General features: G+C 68.0%; 17 protein-coding genes. 14 read left to right on the top strand and 3 right to left on the bottom strand.

The window, feature by feature from the left end:
- Positions 1–86 precede the first annotated feature (86 nt).
- Complete coding sequence (locus OC534_RS17185) at positions 87–1,406, top strand: S41 family peptidase (RefSeq protein WP_262072256.1); 1,320 nt, start codon at positions 87–89, stop codon at positions 1,404–1,406.
- Positions 1,407–1,442: 36 nt separating this feature from the next.
- On the opposite strand, the gene OC534_RS17180 is transcribed toward OC534_RS17185, so the two are convergent.
- The gene (locus OC534_RS17180) at positions 1,443–2,096 is read right to left on the bottom strand and encodes a 4'-phosphopantetheinyl transferase superfamily protein (RefSeq protein ID WP_262072255.1); all 654 of its coding nucleotides are present in this window, start codon (positions 2,094–2,096) and stop codon (positions 1,443–1,445) included.
- Positions 2,097–2,342: 246 nt separating this feature from the next.
- Between OC534_RS17180 and rpsF the strand changes: the two genes are divergently transcribed.
- The 3 genes from rpsF (at position 2,343) to rplI (ending at position 3,623) form a co-directional block, all read left to right on the top strand.
- Positions 2,343–2,780 carry a 30S ribosomal protein S6 gene (rpsF, locus tag OC534_RS17175; protein WP_017355346.1) on the top strand — a complete coding sequence of 146 codons (438 nt, stop codon included), beginning with the start codon at positions 2,343–2,345 and terminating at the stop codon, positions 2,778–2,780.
- An 11-nt stretch (positions 2,781–2,791) separates the two neighbouring features.
- The gene (rpsR, locus tag OC534_RS17170) at positions 2,792–3,022 is read left to right on the top strand and encodes a 30S ribosomal protein S18 (RefSeq protein ID WP_002804494.1); all 231 of its coding nucleotides are present in this window, start codon (positions 2,792–2,794) and stop codon (positions 3,020–3,022) included.
- A gap of 151 nt (positions 3,023–3,173) precedes the next feature.
- A complete protein-coding gene (gene rplI / locus OC534_RS17165; protein WP_017355347.1) occupies positions 3,174–3,623 on the top strand; it encodes a 50S ribosomal protein L9 in 450 nt (149 codons plus the stop codon).
- A gap of 125 nt (positions 3,624–3,748) precedes the next feature.
- Here rplI and OC534_RS17160 read toward each other — a convergent pair whose 3' ends face one another.
- Positions 3,749–3,877, bottom strand: a complete 129-nt coding sequence (locus OC534_RS17160) for a hypothetical protein (RefSeq protein WP_262072254.1) — start codon at positions 3,875–3,877, stop codon at positions 3,749–3,751.
- On the opposite strand from OC534_RS17160, the gene smc reads away from it, so the two are divergent.
- Positions 3,876–7,379 (top strand): chromosome segregation protein SMC, encoded by a 3,504-nt coding sequence (gene smc, locus OC534_RS17155; RefSeq protein ID WP_136007142.1) that lies wholly within the window; start codon positions 3,876–3,878, stop codon positions 7,377–7,379. The genes OC534_RS17160 and smc overlap by 2 nt on opposite strands.
- Before the next feature lie 47 nt (positions 7,380–7,426).
- Entirely contained in the window at positions 7,427–8,161 is a 735-nt protein-coding gene (zipA, locus tag OC534_RS17150; RefSeq protein ID WP_136007144.1) for a cell division protein ZipA, read from the top strand.
- 42 nt (positions 8,162–8,203) lie between these two features.
- Here the strand turns inward: zipA and OC534_RS17145 are convergent, their stop codons facing one another.
- Positions 8,204–9,331 (bottom strand): pyridoxal phosphate-dependent aminotransferase, encoded by a 1,128-nt coding sequence (locus OC534_RS17145; RefSeq protein WP_262072253.1) that lies wholly within the window; start codon positions 9,329–9,331, stop codon positions 8,204–8,206.
- A gap of 109 nt (positions 9,332–9,440) precedes the next feature.
- On the opposite strand from OC534_RS17145, the gene ligA reads away from it, so the two are divergent.
- From ligA to OC534_RS17105, 8 genes are all read left to right on the top strand, one after another.
- Positions 9,441–11,903 (top strand): NAD-dependent DNA ligase LigA, encoded by a 2,463-nt coding sequence (gene ligA / locus OC534_RS17140; RefSeq protein ID WP_166473171.1) that lies wholly within the window; start codon positions 9,441–9,443, stop codon positions 11,901–11,903.
- Between the two features lie 17 nt (positions 11,904–11,920).
- Positions 11,921–12,406: a GNAT family N-acetyltransferase gene (locus tag OC534_RS17135; RefSeq protein WP_017357436.1), complete on the top strand. Its 486-nt coding sequence runs from the start codon at positions 11,921–11,923 to the stop codon at positions 12,404–12,406.
- A complete protein-coding gene (epmA, locus tag OC534_RS17130; RefSeq protein WP_262072252.1) occupies positions 12,403–13,347 on the top strand; it encodes an EF-P lysine aminoacylase EpmA in 945 nt (314 codons plus the stop codon). Before OC534_RS17135 ends, epmA begins: the two co-directional genes overlap by 4 nt.
- 110 nt (positions 13,348–13,457) lie before the next feature.
- Positions 13,458–14,174 (top strand): DUF3011 domain-containing protein, encoded by a 717-nt coding sequence (locus OC534_RS17125; RefSeq protein ID WP_136007152.1) that lies wholly within the window; start codon positions 13,458–13,460, stop codon positions 14,172–14,174.
- Positions 14,175–14,228: 54 nt separating this feature from the next.
- Positions 14,229–15,311: an S-methyl-5-thioribose-1-phosphate isomerase gene (mtnA, locus tag OC534_RS17120; protein WP_136007154.1), complete on the top strand. Its 1,083-nt coding sequence runs from the start codon at positions 14,229–14,231 to the stop codon at positions 15,309–15,311.
- 150 nt (positions 15,312–15,461) lie between these two features.
- Positions 15,462–18,170, top strand: a complete 2,709-nt coding sequence (gene gyrA / locus OC534_RS17115) for a DNA gyrase subunit A (protein WP_017356951.1) — start codon at positions 15,462–15,464, stop codon at positions 18,168–18,170.
- A gap of 170 nt (positions 18,171–18,340) precedes the next feature.
- Positions 18,341–20,836: a membrane-bound PQQ-dependent dehydrogenase, glucose/quinate/shikimate family gene (locus tag OC534_RS17110; RefSeq protein ID WP_262072251.1), complete on the top strand. Its 2,496-nt coding sequence runs from the start codon at positions 18,341–18,343 to the stop codon at positions 20,834–20,836.
- Positions 20,837–21,097: 261 nt separating this feature from the next.
- The gene (locus OC534_RS17105) at positions 21,098–21,550 is read left to right on the top strand and encodes a transposase (protein WP_166473169.1); all 453 of its coding nucleotides are present in this window, start codon (positions 21,098–21,100) and stop codon (positions 21,548–21,550) included.
- Positions 21,551–21,780: the final 230 nt, after the last annotated feature.

Below are 21,780 nucleotides of genomic sequence, written 5' to 3'. Positions count from 1 at the left end.
GTGTTGAAATGCTGAAACGTTTTGCGAGATGCGCCAGTGTCGCGATGATGCTGTCTGCCACGGCCTGTCATGGAGACCATCAGAAGGTGTACGCCGATCTGGACGACCCCGCGTTGATGGATGCGACCTTCACCGCACCGCAGCTGCAGCAGGATGTCGATTACCTTTTCAAGCGCGTGGCCGAACTGCATCCCGACCTGGACGCACGGCTGCCATCGGCCGAGCGCGAGACGCTGCGCCTTGCGTTGCGTGGCCAGGTGCGCGAGGGCATGGACCGTCGCGCGTTCCAGCGGCTGGTCGGCACAGCGACAGAGGCCTTCCGTGACGGCCACGCCGGAGTGTTCTATCCCTACCCGGAATTCAACCGTTTCAGCGCGGGCGGTGGCACCGTATTTCCGATGACGGTGACCAGCCGCGATGGGGCGCTGTACGTCAAACACGATTTCTCGCCAACCACGCCGCTGGCGGCGGGCACCCGCCTGCTGGCCATCAACGGGGTTCCGGCGCAGGAGATGCTCGCGACGATGGCGCGCTATACGCGCGGTGAAAGCCAGCTGCTGCGCGAGCAGATCGCCGCGCGCGAGTTCTCGACGCTGCTCTGGCACTATTACGACGTCGATGGTCCGGCAACCGTGCGTTACCAGTCGGCCACCGGTGAGGTCGAGACCCAGGTCCCCGCACTGTCGGCCACCGCGTTCGAGGCGGGCGTGGAGAAAGAGGAGGATGCCGGGGGCAGCAACGTGGCCTATCGGACCCTGGAGCAGGACGTGGGCTACCTCGAAGTGTCCTATTTCGGCGGCGACCAGGGCGACTTCCGCAGCAGCATCGATGACGCCATTGCCACCGCGCGCAAGGACGGCGTCAAAGATCTGCTGGTGGACATCCGCAACAATCCGGGCGGCTCCACCGACAACGTCGAGACGCTGCTGTCGCGGTTGTCGGCGCAGGAGTGCCGCCTGGTGTCCGGGATCACCGAAAAGATCAACGACACCAGTGCCGGTGGCTGGTTCGCCAAGGGCAAGGCCGGCGAGCTGGTCAACGTGGATTACGATTCGACGGTGACGCCGGCCAAGGAGACGAAGCGGTTCCCCGGCAAGGTCTACCTCCTGATCGGGCCGTACACCTACTCGGCCGGCATCGTCATGGCGACGGCAGTGCAGGACTGCGCGGTCGGTACGCTGGTCGGTGAGCCGACGGCCGGTTTTGCCAACCAGACCGGCCAGATCTACTTCTTCGATCTGCCCAACACCCGCATCCGGGCCTTCGCGCCGACCCGGCTGCTGTTCCGCCCCAGTGGCGACCGCCGCGTGGGCGGCGTGCAGCCCGAGCATCTGCTGACGGCGTCCGGTGCCGGGCAGGAGGCGATGGTGGAGCAGGCGCGGGCGCTGGCGGTGTCCAGGCGCTGACGCGGCCGGCGCGGAGCTGGGGCGACGTGCCGCCGCTCAGGGTAGCCGCGCCAGCAGCACTGCGGCGGCGACATGGTTGCCGTCGCAGGCGACGCGGCCTTCCAGCGGCTGCGATGTATAGGCAGGGTGGGTGGCCGGGACGACCCGGGCGCTGAAGCGGTCCCCTTGCCAGCGCAGCTCCACCTGCTGGAAATCCAGGAACTCCCGGGTGGTCGGGTACAGCGCCTTGTACAGCGCTTCCTTGGCGCAGAAGGTCAGGGTGGCGCCGAGCGCGTGCCAGGCGGTCGGCAGCTTGCCCAGTGCCGCGTATTCGGCCTCACGCAGCACAAGACGGTGGATGTCCGCAGGTAGCGGGCGGGCCGGTTCGACATCGATGCCCAACCCGACGGTATCGGCGCTGCGGGCCAGCGCGACCGCGCAGAGGGAGTCGCAATGGGTGATGGCACCCACGATGCCGTCCGGCCAGACCGGTACCCGGTCCGCGTCGTTGACCAGCGGTGCGGCGGCTTCGGCACGGTCGGCAAGCAGGTGCCGGAACAGCTGGCGACCCGCCGCGTACTCGCGCTGGCGCTTCTCCACGGCATGGGCCACCTGGGCCCGCTCCGGCGGCAGGAGTTGGCCGGGATCGGCCAACGCGGGCGGCATACTGGCCAGCAGAACGCCATCGGGCAGCAGGGGCCGAAGCAGCATCCGGTCACGGTACACATCAGGCCGGTCGGGCCGGCGGAAGCCCAACTCTAGACGATCCTGGCCATTCAGGCGCATGAACGGGCGACCGGACACTACGCCCGGCAACCGGGTAGAACTTGCCCGGGAACGGGCATCCGGGCATAATCGGCGGCTTCCTGCGATCTGCGTAGGAACCCTTGCCCCACCGCATTCATCCGCGGGGGGCTGTCCGGCCCCTCGGGGGCCACATCCGAAAGGTAGAAAAACATGAGTCGTCATTACGAAATCGTGTTCCTGGTCCATCCGGACCAGAGCGAACAGGTCCCGGCCATGATCGAGCGCTACAAGTCGCTGGTCGAGAACGGCAACGGCACCATCCACCGTCTGGAAGACTGGGGCCGTCGTCAGCTGGCCTACCCGATCCAGAACCTGGTGAAGGCCCACTACGTCATGCTCAACATCGAAGCCGACCAGGCCGTGCTGAGCGAGCTGGTGGAAAGCTTCCGCTTCAACGACGCCGTGCTGCGCAACCTCGTCATCAAGCGTGACGAAGCTGACACCGAGCAGTCGCTGATCATGAAGAGCAAGGACGAGAAGGGCGACAAGCCCGAGCGTGGCGAGCGTCGTCGTCGTGACGACGAAGAAGGTGAAACCACCCCCGCCGCTGACAACGAAGCCGGCGAAGACGCCGCTTCGGCCGCTTAAGGAGCACTGACATGTCCAAGTTCTTCCGTCGCCGCAAGTTCTGCAAGTTCACGGCCGAAGGTGTCAAGGAGATCGACTACAAGGATCTCAACACCCTGCGCCAGTACCTGACCGAGAACGGCAAGATCGTGCCGAGCCGCGTCACCGGTACCAAGTCGAAGTACCAGCGCCAGCTGGCAACGGCCGTCAAGCGCGCCCGTTTCCTGGCCCTGATCCCGTACACCGACAACCACGACGTCTGATGAAGGCGGGCGGCCCCCGGGTCGCCGCTTTCGTGGACCTTCCGCCCGCGCCGCAAGGCCGCGGGCGGTTTCCGGTCCACCGTTCGGATATTCGGACAGCCATCGCTGCGGGGCCACGCCTCGCTAACGAATACATATTTGGAGCTACACCATGAAGCTGATTCTTCTCCAGAAGGTCACCAACCTCGGCGGTCTGGGCGATCTGGTCGACGTGAAGCCGGGCTACGGCCGCAACTTCCTCGTCCCGACCGGCAAGGCCGTTCCGGCGACCCCGGCCAACGTTGCCGAGTTCGAAGCCAAGCGCGCTGATTACGAAGCCAAGGCCCAGTCGATCCACGCCGACGCCGAAGCCCGCAAGGCCAAGCTGGAAGGCGCAAGCGTCACCATCGCCGCCAACGCATCGACCGAAGGCAAGCTGTACGGCTCGGTCGGCCCGCGCGACATCGCCGAAGCCTTCACCAAGAACGGCCTGGCGCTGGAAAAGAGCGAAGTCATCCTGGGCGAAGGTGCCTTCCGCAACGTGGGCGAGTACGAGGTGACCATTCACCTGCACGCCGACGTCGAAACCACCGTCAAGGTGGTGGTGGAAGCCGAAGCCTGATCCCTGCCGCAAGGCTGGAGTCGCTGAAACGGGTGCCCGCAAGGGCGCCCGTTTTTGTTTTTGGGGTCTGCACGTCACGGGGGAGAAGGGGCCCTCCCGCCCGTGGAACAGCCGCCCCGTTATACTCAGGCTATCGCGTCGCCCTCGGGACCATTGAATCCCTGCAACATCAATGGCTTGAGGGTGGATTCTGCTCCAACATCCACCACGGCACGGGTCGCATCCGCCCCTTGCCCGGAAACCAACCACGCCATGCGTCTGTCCACGATCAAGCTCTCCGGCTTCAAGTCCTTCGTCGATCCGACCACGCTGCACCTGCCGACCAATATGACCGGCGTGGTGGGCCCCAATGGCTGTGGCAAATCCAACATCATCGACGCCGTGCGCTGGGTCATGGGCGAAAGCTCGGCCAGCCGCCTGCGTGGCGATTCGCTGACGGACGTGATCTTCTCCGGGTCCTCGGCGCGCAAGCCGGTCTCACAGGCCACCGTCGAGCTGATCTTCGACAACACCGACCACACCATTTCCGGTGAGTACGCGTCGTTCAACGAGATCTCGGTCAAGCGCACCGTCAGCCGCGATGGCAGCAGCAACTACTACCTCAACGGCACCAAGTGCCGCCGTCGCGACATCACCGACCTGTTCCTCGGCACCGGCCTGGGCCCGCGCAGCTACTCGATCATCGAGCAGGGCATGATCAGCCAGATCATCGAAGCCCGGCCCGAAGATCTGCGCGTGTACCTGGAAGAAGCCGCCGGCATCTCCAAGTACAAGGAGCGCCGCAAGGAAACCGAAACCCGCATCCGCCACACCCGCGAGAATCTTGACCGCCTCAACGATCTGCGCGAGGAAATCGGCAAGCAGCTCGAGCACCTCAAACGCCAGGCCCGCCAGGCCGAGCAGTACCAGGCGCTGCAGGAAGAGCGCAAGGTCAAGGATGCCGAGTGGAAGGCGCTGGAGTACCGTGGCCTGGAGAGTCGCCTCGGCAGCCTGCGCGATGCGCTGTCCAAAGAAGAAACGCGGCTGCAGCAGTTCATTGCCGAGCAGCGCGATGCGGAGGCCCGCATCGAAACCAGCCGCGTGCGCCGGGAAGAGGCGGCTGATGCCCTCAGCACCGCGCAGGCCGAGGTCTACCAGGTGGGCAGCACACTGGCCCGCCTCGAGCAGCAGATCCAGCACCAGCGCGAACTGTCGCAGCGGCTGAACAAGGCGCGCGATGAAGCGCAGCAGGCGCTGGCCGAACTGGGCCAGCACATCAGCGGCGACGAAGCCAAGCTGCTCGTGCTGCGCGAGGCCGTGGACGAGGCCGAGCCGCGCCTGGAGCACCTGCGCGAAGAGAACGAGATCAAGCAGGAAGCCCTGCGCGAGGCCGAGGCCCGTCTGGCCGACTGGCAGCAGCGCTGGGAAGCGCATACCCGCAACACCTCCGAAGCGTCGCGCGCCGGCGAAGTGGAACGCACGCGGGTGGACTACCTCGACCGTCAGGTCCTTGAGGCCGACCGCCGCCGCGAAGCCCTGACCAGCGAACGCGGCAGCCTCGACCTGGACGCGCTGACCGCGGCCTTCGAGGACCTGCAGCTCCGGCACGAGACCCAGAAGGCGGCGCTCGACGGCCTCACTGAGCAGGTTGAAGCGCGCAAGCAGGTCGTTGACGGTCTGCAGGACCGCCAGCGCAGCGGGCAGACCGAACTGGCCGAGATCCGGAAGCAGGCTCAGGCCGCGCGCGGTCGCCTGTCATCGCTGGAAACCCTGCAGCAGGCCGCGCTTGGCCAGGAGCAGGGCGCGGCCGTCGCGTGGCTTACCGCGCAGCGGCTGGATTCGGCGGCCCGCGTGGGCGAACGCCTCACCGTGGAGAGCGGTTGGGAAAACGCGGTGGAGAGCGCGCTTGGCCAGCTGATCGAGGGCGTCCTGGTCGAGAACCCCGAAGCGCTCGTCGATGCGCTGGGCGAACTCGGCGATGGCCGTCTTGCCCTGGTGTCGGCCTCGCAGGAGGCGTTGCAGGTCGCGCCGACCTCGCTGGCTGCCAAGGTCCAGGGGCCCACCGCGATCCGTCGCCTGCTCGCCCGCCTGCACGCGGCCGAGGATCTGTCGGCGGCACGTGCCCTGCAGGCCACGCTGGGCGAGGGCGATTCGGTGATCACCCGCAGTGGCGAGCGCCTCGGCGACGGCTGGGTGCGGGTCTCGCGCTCCGGCGCCGCCAAGCAGGGCGCGCTGCTGCGCGAACGCGAGATTGTGACCCTGCGCGAGCAGATCGACACCCTGCAGGCGCGCGAAGCCGAGCTCGAGCAGCGCCTGGCGGGGTTCCGCGACCAGCTGCTGGCCGGCGAGCAGCACCGCGAAGAGGCGCAGCGCCAGTTGTATCAGGCGCATCGCAGCGTGTCCGAGCTGGGCGGCCAGCTGCAGAGCCAGCAGGGCAAGGTGGAGGCGGCACGTACCCGTATCGACCGCATCGAAGGCGAACTGTCGCAGTTGCTTGAGACCCTGGATGCCAGCCGCGAACAGGTGCGCGAAGCGCGTGCCCGGCTCGACGACGCGGTCACCAGCATGGGCGATCTGGAATCGGTACGCGCGGCGCTGGAGGGCGAGCGCCGCCAGCTCACCGACGCCCGCGACCTTGCCCGCGAAGCCGCGCGCAACGTCCGTGAGAGCGCGCATTCGCTGGCGCTGACGCTGGAATCCCAGCGCGCCCAGATCACCTCGCTGAGCCAGGCGCTGGAGCGCATGAGCAGCCAGCGAGGCCAGCTGGACACACGCCTGGGTGAACTGCATTCGCAGCTCGACGAGGGTGACTCCCCGGTGCAGGCGCTGGAGGCCGAGCACCAGAATGCGCTGGGCGAGCGCGTGCGTGCCGATCGCGTGCTGGGCGAGGCGCGTACGATGCTGGAAGGCATCGATGCGGAGCTGCGCAATTTCGAGCAGACCCGTCATCAGCGCGATGAGCAGGCGCTGGCGCAGCGCGAACGCATCTCCCAGCGCAAGCTCGACCAGCAGGCGCTGGTGCTGAGCGCCGAGCAGTTGTCGGCTTCGGTCGAGAAGGCCGGCTTCGTGCTGCAGGACGTGATCAACAGCCTGCCCGAGGAGGCGCGCACCAGCGACTGGGAGCAGGCCGTGCACCAGATCGATGGCCGCATGCGCCGTTTGGAGCCGGTCAATCTTGCCGCGATCCAGGAGTACGGCGAGGCATCGCAGCGCTCGGAGTACCTGGACGCACAGAACACCGATCTGACCACCGCACTGGAAACCCTGGAAGAGGCGATCCGCAAGATCGACCGCGAAACCCGCGGCCGCTTCAAGGACACCTTCGACCGGGTCAATGCCGGTGTGCAGCAGCTGTACCCGCGCCTGTTCGGTGGCGGGCATGCCTACCTCGAACTGACCGGTGAAGACCTTCTCGACACGGGCGTGACGATCATGGCCCGCCCGCCGGGCAAGCGCGTGTCCAGCATCTCGCTGCTGTCCGGCGGCGAGAAGGCGATGACGGCGGTGGCGCTGGTATTTGCGATCTTCCAGCTCAACCCGGCGCCGTTCTGCCTGCTGGACGAGGTCGACGCGCCGCTGGATGAAGCCAACGTCGGTCGCCTGGCCAACATGGTCAAGGAGATGAGCGAAAAAGTGCAGTTCCTGTTCGTCAGCCACAACAAGGCCACGATGGAGGCGGCGCACCAGTTGTCCGGTGTCACCATGCGCGAGCCGGGCGTCAGCCGACTGGTCAGCGTGGACCTGGAGGAAGCGGCCCGATTGGCGGGCGCGGCCTGACGTGCCATCCTTGCGTACCTGAATGATTTAGCCGGAGACCCCCTCGAATGTCCGACATGGCAATGCTCCGCATCGGCATCCTGGCCGCCGGCCTGCTGTTGATCGCCGCGATCTTCCTGTTTGGCCGTCCGAAGAAGAAAGTCCAGGGCCGCCGCATCGAAGGCACCGACACGGCCGCCGGCGCGCGGCGTGAGCCGGTGCTGGGCGAAGGTGACCCTGCAGGCGCTGACGCCGGTGTGCCCGCCGATGACGGCGTGACCCAGCCGGAACTGGGCCTGCCCGAGGTCGATGCCCCGGCCGCCAGCGACGTGGGCAAGCGTGCCACCCAGGACTTCGACAAGATCGTGTCGCTGTTCGTGGCCGCGCGTGCCGGTGAGCAGCTGCGTGGCGAGGACATCGTGGTTGCAGCGGAGAAGACCGGTCTGGTCTTCGGCCACATGAACGTGTTCCACCGCCTGGTCGAAGGCCACCCCGAGCGCGGCCCGATCTTCTCGATGGCCAGCATCATGAAGCCGGGCAGCTTCGACATGGCCAATATCCGCGAGATGGAAACCCCTGCCATCGCCTTCTTCCTGACCCTGCCGGCGCCGCTGACCGCGCTGGATGCATGGGAAAAGATGCTGCCCACGGTGCAGCGCATGGGCGAGCTGCTGGACGGCGTGGTGCTCGACGACAGCCGCGCCACGCTCGGCCGCCAGCGCGTCGCCCACATCCGTGACGAACTGCGCGCCTACGACCGCCAGCACCAGGCCCCGCCGCTGACCAAGCCGCCGCGCTGGTAACCGCGGGCGTAGCGCGGTGGAGCAGCCGGGCGGAGCCCGGCGCTACCGGGGCGGGTCGATTGCGGCGGCGAAGGCGGTCTGGAACCTCTCCATCTCCGCTGCCGTGCCCACGGTGACCCGCACCCGCTGCGGCCAGATCGCCCAGCTGCGTCCGATCACAACGCCGCGTTCGGCCATCGCCGCGGCGAACGCGGCACCCTCGCGCTGCACATCCACCACGAAGCAGTTCGCTTCGGACGGCACGCAGGAAAAGCCGCGCTTGCCCAGCCACGCGATCGTGGCCTGGCGCACCTGGGCGTTCTCCGCCCGGCGTCGCACGATCAGGTCCGGGTCGCGCAGGCTGGCCAGGCCGGCCGCCAGCGCGGTCACCGGCAACGGGTTGTCACCGAGGCTGGCCAGCTCGCGCAGGCGGTCCGGATGCGCGGCTGCCACGCCCAGGCGCAACCCGGCCATGCCATACAGCTTGGAGAACGTGCGCAGCACGATCAGGTCGTCGCGCTGCATCACCTCGCTGATCACCGAGCGCTGCTCGCTGTATTGCAGATAGGCCTCATCGACCAGTACGCGGGTACGCGCCGGTTTGTGCGCCAGCAACCAGGCGATGTCGGCGGCCGGTGTGATCGAGCCGGTCGGGTTGTTGGGATTGCACAGATACAGCAACCCGGCGTCGATGCGCGCGGCGGCCGCGACCATCGCCCGCACGTCGTGCGCGCCGTCCGCGCGCAGCGGCACCCGCACCACCGGCGCGCCGCGTGCGGCAGCCAGATCGCCGAGCGCCTCGAAGGTCGGATCGGCGACCACCAGCCCGGCACCGGCCCCCGTCCACAGCACGGCCGCCCGGTTCAGCGGCTCGCTGGAGCCCGGGAACAGCCGCACCTGTTCCTTGCCCAGACCTTCCTGTGCGGCGAACAGGTCGCGCAGTTCGCCGGCCATCGCGAACAGATACCGCCCGCTCCGGCCTGCGACGTCACGGGCTGCGGCCAGCGCAGCCGGGGCAGGACCATAGGGGCACTCGTTGAAGTTGAGCAGGACCGGGCCGCCGGCAGGGGCTGCCGGCCCGGAGCGGGGCAGGGCGGCCTGCGCGGGCGTCAGGCCCAGCGTCGACAGTGCCAGGCCGGTGCCGGCCAGGTGCAGGAAGGAACGGCGGGAGGGCGCGCTGGGATGTGTCACGGGGCACCGTGTGCAGAGGGCAAGCCGGCACGCTAGCGCTGCCGGCGTGAGGCGGCAAGCGTTCACCATCCGCGATAAAATCGGCAGCCCCTACAGGATTGCCGACCGCATGAGCCCCAGCCCCGCCGAACGTGCCGACGTCCTGCGCCGCCAGATCGAGGATGCCGGCAAGGCGTACCACGAGCGCGACGAGCTGCTGATTCCCGACGCGGACTACGACGCGCTGGTGCGTGAGCTGGAGGCGCTGGAGCAGGCACATCCCGAGCTGGCCCGTGCCGATTCGCCGACCCGGCGCGTGGGCGGCAAGGCCTCTTCACGCTTTGCCGAAGTCCGGCATGTGGTGCCGATGCTGTCGCTCGGCAATGCGTTCAGCGATGAGGAAGTGCAGGATTTCGTGCGCCGCATCGGTGAGCGGCTGCGCCGCGACGCGCTGTACTTTTCGGCCGAACCGAAACTGGACGGCCTGGCGATCAGCCTGCGCTACGAGGACGGCCAGTTCGTCCAGGGCGCTACCCGTGGGGATGGTGCCACCGGCGAGGATGTCACCGCCAATCTGCGCCAGATCCGTGTGATTCCGCATCGCCTGCAGGGCGAGGGCTGGCCCGACGTGCTGGAGGTGCGCGGCGAGGTCTACATGGCGCGGGCCGATTTCGAGGCCTACAACGCCGACGCCCGTCTGCACGACGGCAAGGTGCTGGCCAACCCGCGCAATGCCGCAGCCGGTTCGCTGCGTCAGCTCGATCCGAAGGTGAGCGCGCGGCGCAAGCTGAGTTTCTTCGCCTACGGCACCGGTGAGGTGCGGGGCGGCGAGCTGCCGGCCACGCACTCGGCCACGCTGGCGCAGCTGCGCGCGTGGGGCTTCCCGGTCAGCGACCTGTGCCAGGTGGTGGAAGGGAGCGAGGGCCTGCTGGCGTACTACCGTGACATCGGCGAGCGCCGCGACGGGCTTGCCTTCGACATCGACGGCGTGGTCTACAAGCTCGATGACCGCGCCGGGCAGGAACAGATGGGCTTCGTCTCCCGCGCACCGCGCTGGGCGATCGCGCACAAGTTCCCGGCGCAGGAACAGACCACGACCGTGGAGGCCATCGAGATCCAGATCGGGCGCACCGGTGCGGCCACGCCCGTGGCGCGCCTGGACCCGGTGGCGGTGGCCGGGGTGATCGTGTCCAACGCCACCCTGCACAACGCCGATCAGATCGCGCGGCTGGACGTTCGCGTGGGCGACACCGTGATCGTACGCCGTGCCGGCGATGTGATTCCGGAGGTGGTGAGCGTGATCGCCGAGCGCCGGCCAGCCGGCACCGCACCGTGGCAGATGCCGACGCACTGCCCGGTATGCGGCGCGGAGATCGTACGCGAAGAAGGCGCTGCCGCCTGGCGCTGCTCGGGTGAGCTGAGCTGCCCGGCGCAGCGCAAGGAGGCCATCGCGCACTTCGCCTCGCGCCGCGCAATGGACATTGATGGCTTGGGCGGCAAGTACATCGACACCCTGGTCGATGCGGGCATCGTGCGCGGCGTGGCCGATCTGTACCGGCTGCAGCGCGATCAGCTGCTGCAGTTGAAGCTGGTGCTCGATGCCGGGTCGCCCGAGGCACTGGCCAGCCAGATCGGCGCGCACCTCCCGCCGGAGGCCAGTGGCGACTACCTGCGCGCGATCCTGCAGCTGGATGGCCGCGACGAGACCTGGCGCGCCCAGGCGCTGGCGATGCCGGCAGCGTTCGTCTGGAACACGAAGAAAATTGCCACCCGCTGGGCGGACAACCTGATCGCGGCCATCGACGCCAGCCGCGACACCACGCTGGAGCGGCTGCTGTTCGCGCTGGGCATCGAGCATGTGGGTGAGAGCACCGCCAAGGCGCTGGCTGCCTGGTTCGGCGACCTGGCGCTGATCCGCCGGCTGCCGTGGCCGCTGTTCAAGCGTGTGCCGGACATTGGCGGCGAAGTGGCGCGATCGCTCGGGCACTTCTTCGAGCAGGACGGCAACCAGAAGGCCATCGATGCTCTGATCACGATCGGCAAGGTGCGCATCACCGACACGCACAGGCCGTCGGCCAAGCTGCGCGACGGCCTGGACTTCGCCCAGGTGCTGGTGGAGGCCGAAATCCCGGGCATTACCCGTCTGCGCGCCGAGAAGCTGGTAGCCGCGTTGCCTGACGCTGCCACGCTGCTGGATGCCGAGCCGGTGCGTTTCGTCGCCGCCGGGCTGCCCAATGATGTCGCGCTGGGCCTGGCCGACTGGCTCGACCGCGACGGTCATGGCCACATGCTGCTCAAGGCCGAGGCCTGCCGGCAGGAACTCCTGGCCCTGGCCCCGGACCAGGCGGAGCAGATTGCCGGGCCGCTGGACGGGCAGACCGTGGTGCTGACGGGCACATTGGCGCAGATGACCCGCGACGATGCCAAGGCGCGGCTGGAAGCGCTGGGCGCGAAAGTCTCCGGCAGCGTGTCCAGGAAGACCGCGTTCGTCGTCGCCGGCACCGAGGCGGGGTCCAAACTGACCAAGGCGCAGGAGCTGGGCGTGGAGGTCTGGGACGAAGACCGCCTGCTGGCCTACCTGGCCGCACACTGATTTCTACGAGACGTCGCATGCATACCGTACCCCTCGATTTCCGCCTGGCCACCGTGGCCGACGCCGATCTGCTGATTGGCCTGATGCGCGACTTCTACGCCGAAGACAAGCTCGATTTCGACCCGGCGCGCGTGCGTCCCGCGCTGTTGGCCCTGCTCGAAGAGCCGCGCAACGGCGAGGTGCTGCTGTGGCTGTCCGAGACCGGCGAGGTGGTGGGCTATGCGGCCCTGGCGATGGGCTTCAGCCTGGAGCAGGGCGGACACTTCGCGCTGCTCGATGAGCTCTACCTGCAGCACGCCGCGCGCGGCCGTGGGCGTGGCAAGCAGGCGCTGGCGATCCTTGAGCAGCGTGCCAACGCGCGCGGCGTCGCGCGGATGCGCCTGGAAGTGAACCATCACAACGAACTGGCGCGCCGCCTGTACCTGGCCACCGGCTACGTGGATGACACCCGCGACCTGCTGACCCTGCCGCTGGCCGAACGCCTGCGCGACGCGCGCGCATGATCGCGGCCCTGCGCCAGCGCGCCGCGCTCAATGCGTGCATCCGTGACTTCTTCGCCACACGTGGTGTGCTCGAAGTGGAAACGCCGATCCTGTCGGTGGCCGGCAATACCGAACCCAACATTGACAGCTTCCACACCCGTTTCAGTGGCCACGTCGATGCGGGTGAGGCGCAGCGCTGGCTGCGCACGTCCCCGGAGTATCCGCTCAAACGCCTGCTTGCTGCCGGTGTGGGCGACTGCTACGAGCTGGGCAGGGTGTTCCGCAACGGCGAAGCTGGCGGCCGCCACAATCCCGAGTTCACCATGCTCGAGTGGTACCGCGTGGGCTGGGACCATCACCGTCTGATCGGGGAAACGGCGGCGCTGGTACGCGCGGCACTGTCGCTGGTGCAGCGCGAGGCGCGCCTGGAGGTCATCGACTACCGCAGTCTGTACCGGCGCCAGCTCGGGGTGGACCCGTTCGAAGCGGACATCGACGCACTGCGCGCGCCGCTGTCGGACATCCACATCGATCCGCAGGGGCTGACCCGCGACGACTGGCTGGACCTGCTGATGACCCACTGCATCCAGCCTGCGTTCGGTGACGATACGATGACGGTCGTGCACGATTGGCCGGCCAGCCAGGCCGCGCTGGCGCGCGTACGGCCCGGGACGCCGGCACTGGCCGAGCGCTTCGAGCTGTATCTGGGGCCGGTGGAGCTGGCCAACGGCTATCACGAGCTGAACGATGCCGCCGAGCAGCGGGCGCGCTTCGAGCGCGATCATGCGGTGCGGCGCATGCGCGGCGCGGTGCTGCCGCCCCTGGACGAGGCGCTGCTGGCCGCATTGCCGCAGCTTCCCGACTGTGCGGGCGTAGCGGTGGGGGTGGACCGGTTGCTGATGGCGATGAACCGTACACCGGCGATTGCCGATGTCCTGGCCATCGATTTCGCCCGGGCCTGAACCGTTCCCGGCCAATTGCGTCTTGCGCACCGTGGATGATGATGCTCTGATCACACCCGATGTCAGAAGGTGTAACGCGTGATCGTTCAGTTGCGGCGGGGACCGTGTCGATGAAGGTGTTGGCCAGCGCAGGCATGCCGCTATGTTCGTTGTTGCTGTGGGCAGGGCTGGCATCGCCGGCCGTGGCGCAGTCGTCCGGCTATGCCGGGCAGGTGGTGCGCTGCGAATCGCGCGACATGGAATGGGTGCATTGCGACATGCCCGTGGACGGTGGCGTGGATATGGTCCGCCAGCTGTCGGAGAACACCTGTGTGCGCGGCTCCGAGTGGGGCACTGATCGCTCGGGGGTCTGGGTGACGCTGGGCTGCCGCGCCGAGTTCCGCGCCCGCACGCCGGTGACCGCCAAGCGCGCAGGCGAGCGGTTGACGCGGCGCGTGGTGCGCTGCGAATCCAATGGTCGCCCGCAGAACTGCCCGGTGGTGCTGCAGGGTGCACCGGTGCGCCTGCTGCGCCAGTTGTCGGCGCTGCCATGCCGCGAAAACCACAGTTGGGGCGTACGCCGCAACGAGATCTGGGTGACGCGTGGATGCCAGGGTGATTTCGAAGTGGGGGCCGCCGACGGGTCCGGCTTCCTGATGGTGCCGCGACTGCTCACCTGCGAATCCAAGTCGCGCCAGCGTCGCTTCTGCGGTGCCAGCATCAACCACGGCGCCACGCTGTCCAGGCAGCTGTCCGGCAGCCCGTGCGAGCAGGGGCGGAGCTGGGGCTGGGACGCACGCGGGGTGTGGGTGGACGACGGCTGCCGCGCCGAGTTCTCGGTCAATTGAAACGGCCGCGCGTCCGGGCCTGACCCGACGCCGGCGCGCCGCTACAATGGCGCGATGAACGCATCCACCGACATCGACTACGCCCGCTACGACCACATCCGCCCGATCCTGTGGACCGGCGACGCCCTGCAACTGCTGGACCAGCGCAAGCTGCCGTTCGTGGTCGAGCACGTGGCGTGCCATGACAGCGATGCCGTCGCCGCGGCGATCCACGCACTGACCGTGCGCGGCGCACCCGCCATCGGCATTGCTGCGGCGTGGGGCGCGGTGCTGGCCGCCAACGACGTGCAGGCCGACGATGGCGCGCAGGCGCTGCTGAAGCTGGAGCCGGCGCTCCAGCGGCTCAATGCCGCACGGCCGACCGCAGTGAACCTGGCGTGGGCCCTGGCGCGCATGCGCCGCGCCCTGGCGCCGGCCGGCAGCGACTGGCGCGACGTGCTGGCGGCCGAGGCCCAGGCCATCGCCGATGAAGACCTGGCCGCCAACCGCCACATGGGCGCGCTGGGTGCCGGGCTGATCGAGGCCGGCAGCGGCGTGCTGACCCACTGCAATACCGGCTCGCTGGCCACCGCCGGCTTCGGCACCGCGCTCGGCGTGATCCGCGCCGGCATGGCCCAGCACCGCATCGCCCGCGTGTTCGCCGGCGAGACCCGCCCGTGGCTGCAGGGTGCCCGCCTGACCGTGTGGGAGCTGCAGCAGGATGGCATCGACGCGACCCTGATCGCCGACTCGGCCGCCTCGCACCTGATGAAGACCGGCGCGGTGCAGTGGGTGATCGTCGGTGCGGACCGCATCTGCGCCAACGGTGATACCGCCAACAAGATCGGGACCTATCAGCTCGCCATCGCCGCACGCCACCACGGGGTGAAGGTCATGGTGGTGGCGCCGTCCTCGACGGTGGACATGGACACCGCCGACGGCGACCAGATCGAGATCGAGCAGCGTGATCCCGGCGAGCTGTACGGCGTGGGCGGGGTCCGTACGGTGGCCGAGGGCATCGCCGCCTGGAACCCGGTGTTCGATGTCACCCCGGGCGCCCTGATCGATGCCATCGTGACCGAGCGCGGGGTGATCCTGAACCCGACCACGGCCAATATGCGGGCCGCCTTCGGGGAAGCCCCCGCAACGGCCCCGTAAGTTCCTGATTCTTGCCGGTAAAACCCCGGTAAAACGAGGCGGGAAACGGCCCGTTGTGGTAGACTTCAACGGTTAATCGAGATTCCGGCGCGGCCGCCCCGAAAGGGCTGGCTGCGACGGACTGGACCGCTACCAGACAACGGAACCCGAATGGCAGAAACCGCCAAGGAAATCATCCAGGTCAACCTGGAAGACGAGATGCGCAAGAGCTACCTCGATTACGCGATGAGCGTGATCGTGGGCCGCGCCCTCCCGGATGCGCGCGATGGCCTCAAGCCGGTGCATCGCCGCGTGCTGTTCGCGATGAGTGAGCTGAACGCGCACAGCAACAAGCCTTACTTCAAGTCGGCGCGTATCGTCGGTGACGTCATCGGTAAGTACCACCCGCATGGCGACCAGTCGGTGTACGACACGCTGGTGCGTCTGGCGCAGCCGTTCTCGCTGCGCTACATGCTGGTCGATGGCCAGGGCAACTTCGGTTCGGTCGACGGCGACTCCGCCGCGGCGATGCGTTACACCGAAGCGCGCATGTCCAAGCTCACCCATGAGCTGATGGCGGACATCGACAAGGAAACCGTCGATTTCCAGCCCAACTACGACGAAAAGGAACTGGAGCCGACGGTCATGCCGACCCGGTTCCCGAACCTGCTGGTCAATGGTTCGGCCGGTATCGCGGTGGGCATGGCGACCAACATCCCGCCGCACAACCTGACCGAGTCGATCAATGCGTGCATCGCGCTGATCGACAATCCGGCGATCGACGTCGACGGCCTGATGGAGTACATCCCGGGCCCTGACTTCCCGACCGCGGGCATCATCAACGGCACCGCCGGCATCGTCGCCGGTTACCGGACCGGTCGTGGCCGTGTGCGCATCCGCGCCAAGGCCGATATCGAAGTGGCCGACAACGGCCGCGAATCGATCATCGTCACCGAGATTCCGTACCAGGTGAACAAGGCCCGGTTGATCGAGAAGATCGCCGAGCTGGTCAAGGAAAAGAAGCTCGAAGGCATCAGCGAGCTGCGCGATGAGTCCGACAAGGACGGCATGCGCATCTACATCGAAATCAAGCGCGGCGAGTCGGCGGAAGTTGTCCTGAACAACCTCTACCAGCAGACCCAGATGGAGTCGGTGTTCGGCATCAACATGGTGGCGCTGGTCGATGGCCGCCCGCAGCTGATGAACCTCAAGCAGCTGCTCGAGGCCTTCGTGCGCCATCGTCGCGAAGTGGTCACCCGCCGCACCGTGTTCGAGCTGCGCAAGGCGCGCGCCCGTGCGCACGTGCTGGAAGGCCTGACCGTCGCGCTGGCCAACATCGACGAGATGATCGAACTGATCAAGACCTCGCCCAATCCCAACGAAGCGCGCGAACGCATGCTCGCCCGCCTCTGGGAGCCGGGCCTGGTGGGGTCGATGCTTGGTGCCGCCGGTGCCGAGACCTCGCGTCCGGACGACCTGCCCAAGGGCGTGGGCCTGATCGAGGGTGGCTACCAGCTGACCGAGATCCAGGCCACCCAGATCCTGGAAATGCGCCTGCACCGCCTGACCGGGCTGGAGCAGGACCGCCTGACCGAGGAATACAAGCAGCTGCTGGAAACGATCGCCGGGCTGATCCACATCCTGGAAGATCCGGACCGCCTGCTGCAGGTGATCCGCGAAGAGCTGATCAACGTGCGCACCGAGTTCGGCGACGAGCGCCGCACCGAGATCCGCCACAGCGAAGAAGACCTGGACATCCTCGACCTGATCGCGCCGGAAGACGTGGTGGTCACCCTGTCGCATGCCGGCTACGTCAAGCGCCAGCCGGTCAGCGCCTACCGCGCCCAGCGCCGCGGTGGCCGTGGCCGCAGCGCGGCGTCGACCAAGGAAGAGGATTTCATCGAGCAGTTGTGGCTGGTCAACACACACGACACGCTGCTCACCTTCACCAGCTCGGGCAAGGTGTTCTGGCTGCCGGTGCATCAGCTGCCCGAAGCCGGTTCCAATGCCCGTGGCCGCCCGATCATCAACTGGATTCCGCTGGAATCCGGCGAGAAGGTGCAGGCCGTGCTGCCAGTGCGTGAATACGCCGATGGTCAGTTCGTGTTCTTCGCCACCCGCAACGGCACGGTCAAGAAGACGCCGCTCAGCGAGTTTGCGTTCCGTCTCGCACGCGGCAAGATCGCCATCAATCTCGATGACGGCGATGCGCTGGTGGGGGTCGGCCTGACCGATGGCGAGCGTGACATCCTGCTGTTCGCCTCCAACGGCAAGACCGTGCGCTTCGCTGAGGACAAGGTCCGCTCGATGGGCCGTACCGCCACCGGCGTGCGCGGCATCAAGATGGCCAAGGGCGAGGAAGTGGTCAGCCTGATCGTGGCCGAGAGTGCCGGCGGCAGCGAGGACGACAACGATGATGACACCGTCATCGACGAGACCGTGGGCGAGAATGGCGATGCCGTGATCGAGAACGGGGTGGATGACGACAACGCGTTGTACATCCTCACCGCTACCGAGAACGGCTACGGCAAGCGCACCCCGCTGCCGGATTACCCGCGCAAGGGGCGTGGCACCCAGGGCGTGATCGGCATCCAGACCACCGAGCGCAACGGCAAGCTGGTCAGCGCGGTGCTGATGGGGCCGCGCGACGAGGTGCTGCTGATCTCCGATGGTGGCACCCTGGTGCGCACCCGCAGCTCGGAAATCTCGCGCGTGGGCCGTAACACCCAGGGCGTCACCCTGATCCGCCTGTCCAAGGACGAGAAGCTGCAGGCGGTCGAGCGCATGGATGCCTCGCTGGATGACGGCGCCGACGAAGAGGGCGCCGACGAGGCGGCCGCGACCGCTGCCGCGCCGGTGGTGGCACCGCCGGACGCGTAACGCGGTTGCGTTGCGGTACCACGGAAAACGCCGGCGCCTGCCGGCGTTTTCCGTTGGGGGTCCAGGCACGGCTGGAAAGAACGCACCGCGTTCACGACCCCGGTGGGATAAGGACCCACAGGACCGGTGCAGACGCTGGCCGGCGGTGCAGGGGAAGGGAGGAGCGCGCGATGTCCGCCACGACGCAGGCCCGCTACACCCGCCATTGGCTGCTGGGTGTCCTGGCGATGATCCTGCTGGTGCTTGGCGCGGTGCTGGTGCTGGGCGGCGGCTGGTTGGCCCGCCTCGGCGGTTCCTGGTACTACGTGCTGGCCGGGGTCGGCCTGCTGGTGGCCGGCGTGCAGTTGTGGCGCGGACGGGTCAGCGGTGCGGCGTGCTTCGCACTGGTATTGGTGGGCACCGTGCTGTGGACCTGGTGGGAGTCGGGCAGCGACTATTGGCGGTGGGTGCCGCGCCTCGGACTGATGGTGGCGTTGGCCTTCATGCTCTGCCTGTTGCTGCCGCGCCTGCGACGGCCGGTATCCCGCGCTGTGTCGCGCAGTCTGGCCGGTGTCCTGGCGCTGGTGTTCGTGGCGGCCTTCAGCCTGGCGTTCGTTCCGCATGGCGTCACCGCTGCCGTGGGTGCCTTCCCCGAGCCAATGGTCGCCGCCGGGCTGGCGCCGACAACCGAGGCGGCGCTGCAACCGGCCGACCGGCCTGCCGATGGTGACTGGGCCGCGTACGGCCGCAACAACGCAGCCACCCGGTTCTCGCCGTTGCAGCAGATCACCCCGGACAACGTGGGAACCCTGCAGCAGGCCTGGGTATTCCGCACCGGCGATCTGCCGGACAAACGCTGGGGCGCGGAGACCACCCCGCTGAAGATCGGCGACCGCCTATACCTGTGCACCGCCCGCAACCAGCTGATCGCCCTCGATGCCGCCGACGGGCGCGAGCGCTGGCGCTTCGATCCCAAGGTCAGGAATGCCTCGATTCCGTACACCGCCGCCTGCCGGGGCGTCGCCTACTACGAGGTGCCGGCCACCGCGCAGGACGCTGCACTGGCCGACGTTGCCGCCGACCTGGCCGTGCCGCAGGTGGGCGTACCGCTGCTTACCCAGGTGCCGCGCGGCGCCTGCGCGGCGCGCATCATCGAGGGCACGCTGGATGGCCGGCTGATCGCGGTCGATGCCGCCACGGGAAAACCGTGCGCCGGTTTCGGCAACAACGGCCAGGTCGACATCACCCTTGGCATGGGCGAGACCCCGCCGGGCTATGTCTCGATCACCTCGCCGCCGGCCATCGTGCAGGGCGTGGTGGTGACCGGCCACCAGGTGCTGGACGGCCAGCGTCGCGATGCGCCGTCCGGCGTGATCCAGGCGTACGACGCAGTCACCGGAGCGCTGCGCTGGGCCTGGGACATGGACCAGCCGCAGCGCAGCGGTGCACCGCCGCGCGGCCATACCTATACCCGCGGCACGCCGAACATGTGGACCACCGCCACCGGTGACGACGCGCTGGGGCTGGTCTACCTGCCGATGGGCAATGCGGCGGGTGACTACTGGAGCGGGTCGCGCACCGAGGCCCAGAACCGCTACGCGACCTCGCTGGTCGCCATCGACGTCAACACGGGCAAGCCGGTGTGGCACTTCCAGGCGGTGCGCAAGGACGTGTGGGACTACGACCTGGGCTCGCAGGCGACGCTTGTCGACTATCCCACCCCGGCCGGCAAGGTGCCGGCCATCCTGCTGCCGACCAAGCAGGGCGACATGTATGTGCTGGATCGCCGCACCGGGCAGCTGCTCACTCCCGCCGAGGAGCGCCCGGTGCCGGGTGGCGGGGTGGAGCCGGAGCAGCGCTCGCCCACGCAGCTGTTCTCGCTGTACCACACGCTGCGCAAGCCCGACCTGACCGAGCGCGACATGTGGGGCATGACCCCGATCGACCAGCTCGTCTGCCGCATCCAGTTCCGCAGGGCGACCTACCAGGGTTTTTACACTCCCCCGACGGCCGACCGCCATTCCATCGAGTACCCCGGCTACAACGGTGGCTCGGACTGGGGCAGTGTCGCGGTGGATCCACGTCGCGGGGTGATCGTGGCCAACTACAACGACATGCCCAACTACAACCGGCTGGTGCCGCGCGCCACGGCGGACAGACTGGGCTGGCTGCCGCGCGAGGAGGTGCGCGCCGACAAGGGCGGCGCCGAAGGGGCGGGGGACCCGCAGGTGGGGACGCCGTACGCCGTCGACGTCAACGCCGGCTGGCGACTGCCGTTCACCCGTCTGCTGTGCAAGCAGCCGCCGTATGGTGGCATCCGCGCCGTCGATCTGCGCAGCGGCAAAACGCTGTGGGACCGCCCGTTCGGCAGCGCCCGCGGCAACGGTCCGTTCGGCATCCGCTCGGGCCTGCCGATCGAGATCGGCACGCCCAACAACGGCGGTTCGGTCGTCACCGCCAGCGGCCTGGTCTTCATCGCTGCTGCCACCGACGACCTGCTGCGCGCCATCGACCTGAAGACCGGCAAGGAGCTGTGGCACGCCCCGCTGCCCGCCGGCGGCCAGGCCAACCCGATGATCTACGAGCAGAACGGGCGGCAGTACGTGGTCATCATGGCCGGCGGCCACCATTTCATGGAAACCCCCGCAGGCGATTACGTGATCGCCTACGCGCTGCCGAAAACGTGAGGACGCACGCTGGCCCACGCCCCGTAGAGCCGGGTTCTACCCGGCTGCTCTTCAACGAAGCCAAGCAACCTGATGCAAGCCCCGTAGAGCCGGGTTCTACCCGGCTGCTCTCACGCACGATCATGCAAGCCGGGCAGCGCCCGGCTCTACAAGGTGCCTGCGCACCCGATGACAAGATCACATCAGATCGGGTATTCCCCTGACACGACACTGCAGCGCCCCCTGCTTCAAGGTTCGCGCAGCCTCGCCCAAGATGCAGACATGGCGAGTCCTTCTCTACAACGCGGACGCATCTCCTGCGAGGGCAGCTACTACGTCGTCACCACGGTTACGGCGCAGCGCACCCGCCTGTTCGTCGATACCGCCAATGCGCAGGAGGTCTGCCACTGGCTGCGCACCTCGGATGCCCAAGGCCGCACCGACTCCCTGACATGGGTGGTCATGCCCGACCATATCCACTGGATGTTCCGCCTGCGCGATACACCACTGTCGATCGTGATGCGAACCTTCAAGTCGCGGTCGGCCAAGGCCCTCAACCAGAGCAACAGCACCCGGGGCACCGTTTGGCAACCGGGCTACTACGACCAGCTGCAGCGCGACGATCGCCATCTGTTGGCCGCGGCCACCTACATACTCGCCAACCCGCTGCGCGCCGGATTGGCCAAGGGCATGAACGATTACCCCTTCGCCTGGTGCCGATGGCCCCTCCCGTAGCGCCGGGCTCTGCCCGGCGGGTGTCAGGTGTGCATGTGCCTGACGAAGGGCAGCCGGGTAGAACCCGGCTCTACGGGGTGCGCGCGGGTGGGGGTGCGCGCGCGTGGCCTTGGTAGCGCCGGGCTCTGCCCGGCGGGTGTCAGGTGTGCATGTGCCTGACGAAGAGCAGCCGGGTAGAACCCGGCTCTACGGGGTGCGCGCGCGTGGCCTTGGTGACGCCGGGCTCTGCC

The sequence above is a fragment of the Stenotrophomonas sp. Marseille-Q5258 genome, assembly GCF_946900935.1.
GTDB lineage: Bacteria > Pseudomonadota > Gammaproteobacteria > Xanthomonadales > Xanthomonadaceae > Stenotrophomonas > Stenotrophomonas nematodicola.
This window is presented reverse-complemented; position numbering and strand designations above follow the sequence as displayed.